11 protein-coding genes and 1 pseudogene are annotated in these 10,818 nt (G+C 61.8%); 1 reads left to right on the plus strand and 11 read right to left on the minus strand.

Features of this window, described 5'->3' with window-relative positions; genetic code table 11:
* Positions 1 to 28: 28 nt before the first annotated feature.
* From EOA78_RS25680 to EOA78_RS25695, 4 genes are all read right to left on the minus strand, one after another.
* On the minus strand, positions 29 to 3,196 hold the full coding sequence (locus tag EOA78_RS25680) for a CusA/CzcA family heavy metal efflux RND transporter (protein ID WP_127317554.1): 3,168 nt from the start codon (positions 3,194 to 3,196) through the stop codon (positions 29 to 31).
* Positions 3,193 to 4,644: an efflux RND transporter periplasmic adaptor subunit gene (locus EOA78_RS25685; protein ID WP_127317555.1), complete on the minus strand. Its 1,452-nt coding sequence runs from the start codon at positions 4,642 to 4,644 to the stop codon at positions 3,193 to 3,195. The genes EOA78_RS25680 and EOA78_RS25685 overlap by 4 nt, the downstream gene beginning before the upstream one ends.
* Positions 4,641 to 5,042 carry a FixH family protein gene (locus tag EOA78_RS25690; RefSeq protein ID WP_127317556.1) on the minus strand — a complete coding sequence of 134 codons (402 nt, stop codon included), beginning with the start codon at positions 5,040 to 5,042 and terminating at the stop codon, positions 4,641 to 4,643. Before EOA78_RS25690 ends, EOA78_RS25685 begins: the two co-directional genes overlap by 4 nt.
* 125 nt (positions 5,043 to 5,167) lie before the next feature.
* Entirely contained in the window at positions 5,168 to 5,512 is a 345-nt protein-coding gene (locus EOA78_RS25695) for a hypothetical protein (RefSeq protein WP_127317557.1), read from the minus strand.
* A 182-nt stretch (positions 5,513 to 5,694) separates the two neighbouring features.
* Between EOA78_RS25695 and EOA78_RS25700 the strand changes: the two genes are divergently transcribed.
* Entirely contained in the window at positions 5,695 to 6,060 is a 366-nt protein-coding gene (locus EOA78_RS25700) for a hypothetical protein (RefSeq protein WP_127317558.1), read from the plus strand.
* A gap of 75 nt (positions 6,061 to 6,135) precedes the next feature.
* Here the strand turns inward: EOA78_RS25700 and EOA78_RS25705 are convergent, their stop codons facing one another.
* The 7 genes and pseudogenes from EOA78_RS25705 to EOA78_RS37290 form a co-directional block, all read right to left on the minus strand.
* Positions 6,136 to 6,420, minus strand: coding sequence for a copper-binding protein (locus tag EOA78_RS25705; RefSeq protein ID WP_127317559.1), 285 nt, complete (start codon positions 6,418 to 6,420; stop codon positions 6,136 to 6,138).
* 25 nt (positions 6,421 to 6,445) lie between these two features.
* Positions 6,446 to 6,934: a cupredoxin family protein gene (locus tag EOA78_RS25710; protein ID WP_127317560.1), complete on the minus strand. Its 489-nt coding sequence runs from the start codon at positions 6,932 to 6,934 to the stop codon at positions 6,446 to 6,448.
* A gap of 40 nt (positions 6,935 to 6,974) precedes the next feature.
* A complete protein-coding gene (locus tag EOA78_RS25715; protein ID WP_127317561.1) occupies positions 6,975 to 8,333 on the minus strand; it encodes a copper oxidase in 1,359 nt (452 codons plus the stop codon).
* A gap of 17 nt (positions 8,334 to 8,350) precedes the next feature.
* A complete protein-coding gene (locus EOA78_RS25720) occupies positions 8,351 to 9,808 on the minus strand; it encodes a TolC family protein (RefSeq protein WP_127317562.1) in 1,458 nt (485 codons plus the stop codon).
* Entirely contained in the window at positions 9,805 to 10,038 is a 234-nt protein-coding gene (locus EOA78_RS25725; RefSeq protein ID WP_127317563.1) for a hypothetical protein, read from the minus strand. Before EOA78_RS25725 ends, EOA78_RS25720 begins: the two co-directional genes overlap by 4 nt.
* A gap of 82 nt (positions 10,039 to 10,120) precedes the next feature.
* Positions 10,121 to 10,564 carry a hypothetical protein gene (locus tag EOA78_RS25730; RefSeq protein WP_164783936.1) on the minus strand — a complete coding sequence of 148 codons (444 nt, stop codon included), beginning with the start codon at positions 10,562 to 10,564 and terminating at the stop codon, positions 10,121 to 10,123.
* Positions 10,565 to 10,639: 75 nt separating this feature from the next.
* Positions 10,640 to 10,818 (minus strand): annotated as a pseudogene (locus EOA78_RS37290) (DedA family protein); the annotation flags it as partial.

Raw genomic sequence — 10,818 nt, forward strand, 5'->3', positions numbered from 1 at the left:
GACATCATCTGATCCAACATTGCCGCTCCTATTCCGCGGCCAACTTCAGCTCAGCGTCTGCTCTTGGCTCGTCGACCACACTCCGGCTCGGCAACCGCCAGCCCTTGACGATGCCGTAGACGGCCGGAATCACGACGAGCGTCAGGATCGTTGAAGAAATCATGCCGCCGATCATGGGCACGGCTATCCGCTGCATGACCTCCGATCCGGTGCCCGTGCTCCACAGGATCGGCAGCAGGCCCGCCATGATGGCGACGACGGTCATCATCTTCGGACGTACGCGCTCGACGGCACCGAACATGATCGCCTCGTTAAGGTCCATCTTGGTCAAACTCCGCTTCCCGGCCGCACATCTGGCCCTCGCTTCGCTGCACGCGTTGTCGAGATAGATCAGCATGATGACCCCGGTTTCGGCTGCCACGCCGGCCAGCGCAATGAAGCCCACCGCGACGGCGACCGACATGTTGAAGCCCAGCCACCACATCATCCAAATGCCGCCGACGATTGCGAAGGGCAGCGACAGCATGACGATCAGTGTCTCGGTCAGCGCGCGGAAGTTGAGGTAAAGCAGCAGGAAGATGAGCGCGAGCGTTAGCGGCACGACGATCTTCAGCCGCGCCTGGGCACGTTCGAGATATTCGAACTGCCCGCTCCAGGCGACCGAATAACCCGGCGGCAGCTTCACCTCGGCGGCGACCGCCTGCTGCGCCTCGCTGACATAGCCGCCAAGGTCGCGGCCGGCGATGTCGACGAAGATGTAGACCGCAAGTTGTCCGTTCTCGGTGCGGATCGAGGTCGCGCCGCGCGTGAGTTCGACCTTGGCGACTTCTCCGAGAGGTACGAAGCCGCCGCCAGGCAGTGCGATCTGCACTTCGCGGGCGATCGCCCCGGGATCGCTTCTAAGCGCGCGCGGATAGCGAATGGCGACGCCATAACGTTCGCGGCCCTCGACAGTAGACGTGATCGCCTTTGCGCCGAGCGCCATGGAGATCACATCCTGAACATCGCCGATCGACAGGCCATAGCGGCCCAACGCGGTCCGGTCAGGGATGATATCAAGATAGTAGCCGCCAATCACCCGCTCGGCATAGGCGCTGGACGTGCCAGGCACTGCCCTGAGCACTGCCTCGATCTGGCGTGCGACATTTTCCATCTCGCCGAGGTCGGTGCCGTAGACCTTGACCCCGACGGGCGTGCGTATGCCCGTCGACAGCATGTCGATGCGGGCGCGGATCGGCATCGTCCAGGCGTTCGACACACCCGGAAACTGCAGCGCGGCGTCCATCTCGGTTTTCAGACTTTCCGATGTTATTCCGGCCCGCCATTCGGATTTCGGCTTGAGGTTGATGATCGTCTCGAACATCTCGGTCGGCGCGGGATCGGTCGCTGTCTGAGCCCGGCCCGCCTTGCCGTAGACGGACTCTATTTCCGGGAACGACTTTATGATCCGATCCTGAATCTGCAGCAGTTCGGCGGCTTTGGTGACGGACAGGCCCGGCAGCGTTGTCGGCATGTACATCAGCGTTCCTTCGTCGAGGTTCGGCATGAACTCGCTGCCGAGCTGACGAGCGGGCCAGACGGTCACTGCAAGGGCGACAATCGCGAGCAGGATCGTGAACGTCTTTGCCCTCAGCACGCCAGCGATGATCGGCCGATAGAGCCCGATAAGCAGCCTGTTGAGCGGGTTTCTGTGCTCCGGCACGATGCGGCCGCGCACGAGCATTACCATCAGGGCTGGCACCAGTGTCACCGAGAGCAGCGCCGCCGCCGCCATGGCGAAGGTTTTGGTGAAGGCGAGCGGACCGAACAGACGGCCTTCCTGGCTTTCAAGCGTGAATATCGGCAGGAACGAGACCGTGATGATGAGCAGGCTGAAGAACAGCGCTGGCCCGACCTCGGCTGCAGCCTTGATCAAAACCCCGATGCGGGGCTTGCCTGGAGGCGCCCGTTCCAGGTGCTTGTGCGCGTTCTCGATCATGACGATCGCCGCGTCGATCATCGCCCCGATGGCGATAGCGATGCCGCCGAGGCTCATGATGTTGGAGCCGAGGCCAAGCAGCTTCATGGCGGCAAAAGCCATCAGAATGCCGACGGGCAGCATGATGATGGCGACCAATGCGCTCCTCACATGAAGCAGGAACACGATGGTGACGAGGGCTACGACGATGCTCTCCTCCACCAGCGTCGACTTCAGAGTCTCGATCGCAGCCTCGATGAGCTTTGAACGATCGTATACGGGCACGATCTCGGTACCTTCAGGCAGGCTCCTTCCGATCGCAGCGAGACTTTCCTTGGCATTCTCAATGACGGTCAGCGCGTTCGCGCCGACCCGCTGCAGCACGATACCGCTCGCGACCTCGCCCTCGCCGTTCAGTTCGGCGATGCCGCGGCGCTCGTCAGGCACAATCTCGACCTTGGCGACATCGCCGAGCCTGAGCGGCACGCCGCTGACCGACTTCAACGCGATGCTTTCGATGTCAGACACACTCTTCAGGTAGCCGCGTCCACGCACCATGAATTCGAACTCGGAGATTTCAACCGTGCGGCCGCCCGTGTCCATATTGCTGGTGCGAACCGCTTCGCCGATTTCCGAAAGCGTCACGCCCTGAGCGCGCATCCGCGACGGATCGACCACGATCGAGTACTGTTTGACGAAGCCGCCGACGCTTGCGACCTCGGACACGCCTTCCGCCTTCGAGACTGCGAAGCGCACGACCCAGTCCTGCAGGGAACGGAGTTCCGCGAGAGACAGTTCTTTGGCAACGACCGCGTACTGGTAAACCCAGCCGACGCCCGTCGCGTCCGGTCCGAGCGCCGGGGAAACGCCATCGGGCAGACGGCTGGCGGCCGCGTTCAGATATTCGAGCACTCGGCTCCGCGCCCAATAGGGATCGGTGCCGTCTTCGAAGATCACGTAGACGAAGGACACCCCGAAGAAGGAGAAGCCCCTGACCACCTTGGATCTTGGAACGGTGAGCATTGAGGTCGTCAGCGGATAGGTGACTTGATCCTCGACCACCTGCGGGGCTTGGCCCGGATAATCGGTGAAGACGATGACCTGGACGTCGGAGAGATCCGGTATGGCATCGAGCGGCAAGGTCCTGATCGAGTAGATCCCCGCAATTGCCGCCAGCGCGGTCGCAAAAAAGACGAGGACGAGGTTGCGGGCCGACCAGGCGATGAGCTTGGCGATCATGGCTGCGCCTCCGCAGGCGTCAGCGCGCTGAGCGCGGCCTTCAGGTTGCTTTCGGCATCGATCAGGAAGTTGGCCGAGACGACGATTTTTTCGCCTTCGGCGAGGCCCTCCATGACCTCGACCATACCGTCGCCTCGCATGCCGATCTTCACGTCGCGCGGCTCAAAGCTGCCTTCGCCCTTGTCGACGATCACAACCTGGCGGTCCCCCGTGTCGATGATGGCGCTGTCGGGCACGGTCACGGCAGGATCAGTGCCGCCCGTCGCGATGTCCACCTCGGCATACATGTTGGCAAGCAGCAGCCCCTCGGGATTGGGGAGTTCGATGCGAATCCTCGCGGTCCGGGTCTGCCCCTGGATTTCGGGGTAGATCAGACCGACCTTGCCTTCGAACACCTTGCCCGGAAGGCTGCGGATGCGGACGGTCGCCTTGTCGCCGATACGAACCGAACTCAACTCGTATTCCGGCACATCGGCCACCACCCAGAGGGTCGACACGTCGGCGATCCGGAACAGGGTCTGGCCCGCCTCCGCCATCATGCCGTCGACGGCCATGCGCTCCAGGACAATGCCGTTGCGTGGCGCCGTCAGCGTAACTGAGATCGGCACCTTCTTCGACTTCTCGATCTCAGCAATCGCTTCCGCTGGAACGCCGAGATTTTCAAGACGCTGCAAGCTGCCCGCGGCGGCATTGCGGTCTGAGCCGCCCTTCAGGTCGGCGGCATAGAGCGCACCTGCCTGGGCAATTTCCCTGGCGTAAAAGCGCACAAGCGGGCGACCTTTCTCGATAGCCTCCCCGGTCGTGATGTCAGCCACTTCCTCGATGAAGGCCTCCGTCCGGGTTGAGACCACTGTGACGCGTCGCTCGTCCAGCGTGACCGTTCCGGGAACCCGAACCGGACGCACGACGGCGCTCTTCGTGGCGCGTACCGTCTTCACGCCTGTACGTTGCAGCCTTCCTGCCGATACCTTGACCGTCGAGCCGTCATCCGCTTCGCCTTCGAGGACGGGAATGTAGTCCATTCCCATGGAGTCCTTCTTCGGCACAGGAGACGTGTCCGGCAGGCCCATGGGATTGCGGTAGTAGAGAATCTTCCGACCACTCGGCCCTGTTGCTTCACCGCCGGCTGCTTTGATCTCAGGCCGAACCTCGAAGCTCACGTCTTCGCTCGCCAGGACCGCGACGAAATCCCGGCCGTCCTCGGTTCGTTTCGGCGTTGACGAATAGGCGGGATCTCCGTCGGGGTGACGGTAGTAAATGATGGGACCAAAGGGAACCGGACCGGCAGTCGCCGGCATCGGTTCCGCGCTGAGCGGGCGCCCGATGGCCGTCTCGATCATTTGCACGACGTCCGAGACGGACAGATCATGCTGTCCGGCCGAGTATCCGCCCGCGCCAGCTCCGGCCGCCAATACGGCGAGGGTCAGGAATGAGCCGAACCTTTTCATTGGACGGCCTTGAATTCCAGGCGGCGCTCGACCGTTTCGGTCTCGCCCTGGACCTTCGCCGCGATGGAGAAGCGCCAGCCTCCAGCCATCATGAGGTTGGTCCTGAAGCGATAGGTGCCGGCCTCCTCGGATGGCAGCGCCGCGACCGGCGCAGTCATTGCCTCCATTCCGTCCGGAGCCATGTCCATCCTGGTGGCGAATACGACGGCGTTGTTCACCGGAGCGCCTGTCCTCTTGTCGAGGAGCCTGACGGCGACGACGGCACCGTCGCCTTCCTTGATCTCGTTCTTAACGAGCTGGAATTCGTAGTCCTCTTGCGCTGCTTTGGCCGCTTGGGAAGCTACGATGAAGGACGGGAGCGCCAGCATCGCGGCGCGTAGCAAAATTTTCGATTTCATGATCAATGTTTCCGCCTGACAGTGTTCCGCGCTTGCGCACGGCGTGGGCATGACAAACGCCACGCGAACGGCCCGTGCAGCATTAGTCCGCACGGATCCCGGCGCCAAAGGCGCCTATTTGCCAGTCAGGGTTTGGGTGGTCTCGGGGGCGGTTCGCCGATCAGTGACGAGAGGACAGCTTCCCTGCCGTCGAGGAACTCCTCTCCGATCGGAGCTTGGACGACGAACGTCGGCGTTTCGGGAACCTGAACGCTGACGAGGCCCGACACGCACAGGACCGCGAGCGGGCAATCCTTGCCGCAGTCCGGCACCATGGGCTTGCCGTCCGGGCAGCAGGGCATGTCGTCCTGCATGATGGATAAAGGCGACCCGGCAACAGCGCCCGAAGACGAAGCTCCCAAAGGTGCAAAGGCCAGCCCGAACACGGCCAGCAACAACAGCACCCTTCCGAAACCGAACGAATTCGTCATCGTTTACCTTTGGCACAGACCCCCACCGCGCGATAGTGTCTCGGGTGTTTATGACCTTCTTGTGAAATCGCACACAAGCGGTCGCCACTGACGCTTTTGCGCACGCTTTGATCGCTTGGAGATTCGATTCGAAAATCGATACGACAGGTGATAGTCTCGTCTTGGATCCTCGGGAGGAGGATATGCGCGCCATTGCATTTTTTGCCGGCGTGTTGGTGGCTACGCCCTCGATGGCGGAGCAACTGGTCTTTTACACTGCCGATTTTCCAGATGCTACTTCGGTCCAGCTCAGCGTGCAGAGCAATAGCGTCTCGCAAGACGGGGACTATGACTTCGACGTCGCTATTGGTTTGGTCGAGACGGACGCGAGCGGCGCTGTAAGGTATGAAGACACCGGAAAGCACCGTGCACGCGTTCGCTGCAATTATCCCGCATATGTGGGTGTGGGGGCTCGGAAGTATCCCATGGCTCTTCCTCTGAACCGCTCCACACACGATGATTGGAAAGAAAGCCTCTGGATAGCATTCTGCGCGGCTCCCTCATCGTGACACCCGTGCACGCGGCATTGCCTGATCAGACCGCGGCCGCGGGTTGATTTTGCAACCCGCGGCGCTTGTTCCTGATCACTTGATGCCGGTGACCGTGATGCGTCCGTTGACGCGGTCGGCTGTGAACTCGATCGCCTGACCCGTTTTGACTTTATCGAGCATGCCCTGCTCCGCGACGACGAACACCATCGTCATCGCCGGCATGTCGAGATTGGTCAGCGGCTCATGTTTGATCGTCAGCTTCTTCTGTTTGGCGTCGACCTTGAGGACTTCACCCTTCACGTATTCCTGCGCGAGCGCGCTCCCGCCGACGGCGAGCGCGAGCGCGAGAGCTGCGAATGCCTTTGCCAATAGCTTCATGGTTGTTTCCTTCCTCGTTTGGAGTTCAGTGGGCGACGGTGATGTCGCCCTTCATGCCGGAATCGTAGTGACCCGGAATCAGGCAGGCGAAACCGAATTCGCCAGCGTTTGCGAAGGTCCAGACGATCTCGCCTCTGTCGCCGGGCGCCAAGCGGATCGAGTTGGGATCAGCGTGCTCCATCTCGGGGAACTTCTCCATCAGCGCCTTGTGCTCCATGATCCCCTCATGGACGTCCATGACGAATTCGTGGTCGACCTGGCCCTTGTTGACGAACTTCAGGCGAACGGTCTCGCCCTGCTTCACCTTGAGCACGGCCGGTTGGAACAACATCGTCCCGTCGTCCGTCTCCGACATCGAGATGTTGACAGTCCGCTTTGCCTTGCCGGCCTCGCCAGGGCTGCCGATCGCCATTGTGGCGGCTTTGTCGCCATGGCCTCCGGCGTGGGTTCCACCGGCAAGAGCTGCTCCCGAACTGACCGCCATCAAAACGGCCGCTGCGATTATATGTTTCATGCTGCACTTTCTCTCGTTGTTGAGGTTGAGGGTTCGGTTCTTATCCCTGTTTGCCGTGACCGCCGTGCGCTGCCGGGGCCATCGTTTTTGCGTCGCCTGATTTCGTCGGAGCGGGGACATCCCCCTTCCACTCGTAAGCCACGGTTCCCTCCGGATGCTGGTACCATCCCGGATCGGCGTAATCGTTCGAGGCGAGCCCCTCGCGTACCTTGACGACCGAGAACATGCCGCCCATTTCGATGGCGCCGAATTGGCCCCAGCCGGTCATCATCGGGATCGTGTTGTCGGGAAGCGGCATTTCCATCTCGCCCATATCGGCCATGCCGCGGTCACCCATCGCCATGTATTCGGGCTGGACCCGGCGGATCTTGTCGGTGACCTTCGAGTTGTCGACGCCGATGAATGTGGGCACGTCGTGGCCCATGGCATTCATCGTGTGGTGCGACTTGTGGCAATGGATCGCCCAGTCGCCCTCGTATTTGGCTTCGAACTCGTACGCCCGCATGGCGCCGACGGGGATGTCGATCGACACTTCCGGCCACCGCGCCTCCGGCCGGACCCAGCCGCCATCGGTGCAGGTCACCTCGAAGTCGTAGCCATGCATGTGGATCGGATGATTGGTCATGGTCAGATTGCCCACGCGGACCCTGACCCGGTCGTTTTTCGCCACCGGAAGATGACTGATCCCCGGAAAGACGCGGCTGTTCCATGCCCACAGATTGAAGTCCGTCATCTCCATGATGCGCGGGACGTACGATCCCGGTTCGATGTCGAAGGCGTTCAGCAGGAAGACAAAATCGCGGTCCACCCGCATGAACTTGGGATCCTTCGGGTGAATGACGAAGAAACCCATCATGCCCATGGCCATCTGGACCATTTCGTCGGCGTGCGGGTGGTACATGAAGGTCCCGCTCTTCACGAGGTCGAACTCATAGACGAAGGTCTTGCCGGACGGGATTCCGGGCTGGGTAAGGCCGGTCACGCCGTCCATGCCGTTGGGCAGGATCATCCCGTGCCAGTGGATGGTGGTGTGCTCGGGAAGCTTGTTGGTCACGAAGATGCGGACACGGTCGCCTTCGACCGCCTCGATCGTCGGACCGGGGGATTGACCGTTATAGCCCCACAGATACGCAGTCGAGCCCGGCGCCAGCTCCCGCTCCACCGGCTCGGCGACAAGATGAAATTCCTTGACGCCGTTGTTCATGCGATGCGGAAGGGTCCAACCATTGAGAGTGACCACCGGCTGGTAGTCGGGTCCGCTCGTGGGGAAGATCGGCGGCTGCATGTCCGGAGACTCCATGACGGCCGCATCCGGCAGCCCCATCGCGGACGTTTTGGTCCATGCCGTGGCGCCGGCGAGCAGGGCTCCCGCGCCTAACAACTGACGTCTTGAAAGCATTTTTCTTCTCCTTGAGTTCAGTGGCCTTCGGCGCCCGCTTCGGCTGCGGCCGGTGCGTCGCCGCCTTCGGGCGAGCTTGCGCCGCCACCATGGATGGCGGTTCCGAGATTGACGTCGGCCAGCCAGAAATTGCGCTTGGCGTTGAGGGAAAGCATGATCGCGCTGATTTTCGCGCGGGTGTCTGCGAGAAGTTCGAACGTGTTGGTGATCATGCCGTTGTAGGTGAGGACCGACTCCGCTTCGATCTTGGTACGAAGCGGCACAACGCTGTTTCGATAATGCCGTGCGATGTCGTAGGTCGAGCGGTAAGCATCATAGGCGGACCTCGCCTCGGATCGGATGTTGACCGCCTTTTCCGCCATCCGATTGGCAGCTTGCATGTAGGCAAGTTCGGCCTTGCGCATGCGTGCCTGGCCGGTGTCGAAAATCGGAATGACGAACTCAAGCTCGAGAGTGGGTGACACACTCGTCTCGGTTCCGCCCTCCTCCGCCTCCTCGCGTTCCACCTCCACGCCGGAAAGCAGTTCCAGATCGCTGACGTAGCGCGTCGCCTCGGTCAGTCCATAGGATTTCGCCAGCGCCTCCAGCTCAAGCTTCGCGATCTCAAGGTCGACGCGATTTCTTAACGCCTCCACCTCGATCGCGCGCTTGGCCTTGGCGCCTTTAGGCAACCCTGGAAGCGCGTTCGGGACCGAATAATCTACGTCGGGTCCCCAAAGGCCCATGAGGCGGGTGAGCTCCTCCTTGGCGGTCCGCGCGGCGAGCCGCGCCTCCGCCGCCTGACCGGTTATCTCGGCATAAAAGACGTGTTCGCGGGCTTGGCCGGTCTTTGTGAAAGCGCCCGTCTCGCCAAGTTTTTGAGCGAGTTCGGAGGCAGCATCGGCGGCGGCCTGCGCCTGATTCAAGTAGGAAACGCTTTCCCAGGCCGATACGACGTTGATCCAGGCTCGCCGCGTGTCTGCGGCGAGCCGTAGCGTTTCCTCGGCGGCGCGGAGTTGAGCCTGACGGAAGCGCGCATCCGCGACTGCGACGCGCCGGTCACGGGTCGCCAGCGCGAGGATATTGCTGACCACCGCCCCTTCAATCGTCCGCACAGGATCGACGCCGATCATGCCGACTGAAATCGTCGGATTGACCAGCATCGATTCCTGCCACGTGTCGGCCGCCGACAAGCCGATCTCAGTGTAGGCGGCCTGCAGGCCCTTGTTGTTGAGCAAGGCGACCTGCACCGCGGTGTCCGGACCGATCGTCTTCTTCTGGACGAGGCGTTTCACGCGCTCCGAGACCGTCCGCGCTTCCTCGCTGGACTGCACCCACACGGTTTTCTTGCCGGTCACGGATTCGGCACGCGCGGCGATCGTCGTGAAGCCTGCCAAGGGGTCGGAAATACCGTCAAGGGCCCCCGTGGTGGTGCAGCCCGCCGAGATCAAGGGCATGGTTGCCACGGCAGCCATGGTCAGGAACCGCCGCTTCATGATCCGGCTCCCGGGTTTGCTGGGGCGCGCTCTTCATTGAGGCGCCGCCAGTTCTGCGGATCGACCGGTTCCCGGTGGTGATAGTCGGCGATGACCGGGTGGTACTGGGCATCGCGTATGCCCATCACGGGATCGGCCGGATTGAAGGCCGGAAGAATATCCGGCGGCATGGTTGCCGCGCATCCGGAAACGAACAGCGATGCGAGGATCGCGAGAATGGCGATTTTCATTGTGGACCTAAGCTTGACGTGTGCGTTTGGCTGCGCCGGAACGGATTCCGGACGCTGCGCGCGAACGCCCCAGAGAGGCGCGTCAGCCCAGGTGTCTGGGAGGTCTTATATGCGCTGTGTACTCGCCGCCTGCCGAGGCTTCGGCAACGACGGCCGCAAAGCAACGGGAAACAACGCGCTCGAGGTCGGGGCAATCGACAGGCACGGCATGGGCCGGCGCGCAATGGACTTCGCAGCTTTTCTCGCTGGAATTCTTGGTACCGTGATCGTGCTCTGACATGTCTGAGTCGTCGGCAGCGGCGGCGTGGTCGTGACCGCTCATCTCGTGGTCTTCGGCAGGGAGATTCATCCCCGCGTCGCTGTGAAAACCCGTGGCATTGGCTGTGGCAAACAAACCGGGCTGAAGAGCCGACATGACCAGGAACACGACCGCCAGCAGTGCTCGGAGCGGTATGTTTGCCAAGATCGAGATTCGACCAAGTTTCCTCATCGTGCCCTTCGGACAATTGTTCGCCTGATTTGTCAAGACAACCTGCGCCCATGTTGTTGCAGTGCAACCAAAAGTGAACGCAACTGCATGTCACGATCGCTGCACGGTCAGTTACATCAGGCCCAGCACCGCTCCGGCGACAGCCAGATAACGCGAGATCTTCGCGAGGGCGACGATTGCGACAAAGCTCCACAGCGGCTCGCGCAACACCCCCGCGACCACCGTCAGCGGATCGCCGATGATCGGCATCCAGCTTAACAGGAGCGACCATCTTCCATAGCGGCGATACC

Origin of the sequence: Mesorhizobium sp. M5C.F.Cr.IN.023.01.1.1 (genome assembly GCF_003997585.1) — a bacterium.
Lineage (GTDB): Bacteria > Pseudomonadota > Alphaproteobacteria > Rhizobiales > Rhizobiaceae > Mesorhizobium > Mesorhizobium wenxiniae.

Excerpts from the sequence above, each read along its gene's own strand:
- EOA78_RS25680 (WP_127317554.1), bottom strand. The coding sequence starts at position 3,196 with ATGATCGCCAAGCTCATCGCCTGGTCGGCCCGCAACCTCGTCCTCGTC.
- EOA78_RS25685 (WP_127317555.1), bottom strand. The coding sequence starts at position 4,644 with ATGAAAAGGTTCGGCTCATTCCTGACCCTCGCCGTATTGGCGGCCGGA.
- EOA78_RS25690 (WP_127317556.1), bottom strand. The coding sequence starts at position 5,042 with ATGAAATCGAAAATTTTGCTACGCGCCGCGATGCTGGCGCTCCCGTCC.
- EOA78_RS25695 (WP_127317557.1), bottom strand. The coding sequence starts at position 5,512 with ATGACGAATTCGTTCGGTTTCGGAAGGGTGCTGTTGTTGCTGGCCGTG.
- EOA78_RS25700 (WP_127317558.1), top strand. The coding sequence starts at position 5,695 with ATGCGCGCCATTGCATTTTTTGCCGGCGTGTTGGTGGCTACGCCCTCG.
- EOA78_RS25705 (WP_127317559.1), bottom strand. The coding sequence starts at position 6,420 with ATGAAGCTATTGGCAAAGGCATTCGCAGCTCTCGCGCTCGCGCTCGCC.
- EOA78_RS25710 (WP_127317560.1), bottom strand. The coding sequence starts at position 6,934 with ATGAAACATATAATCGCAGCGGCCGTTTTGATGGCGGTCAGTTCGGGA.
- EOA78_RS25715 (WP_127317561.1), bottom strand. The coding sequence starts at position 8,333 with ATGCTTTCAAGACGTCAGTTGTTAGGCGCGGGAGCCCTGCTCGCCGGC.
- EOA78_RS25720 (WP_127317562.1), bottom strand. The coding sequence starts at position 9,808 with ATGAAGCGGCGGTTCCTGACCATGGCTGCCGTGGCAACCATGCCCTTG.
- EOA78_RS25725 (WP_127317563.1), bottom strand. The coding sequence starts at position 10,038 with ATGAAAATCGCCATTCTCGCGATCCTCGCATCGCTGTTCGTTTCCGGA.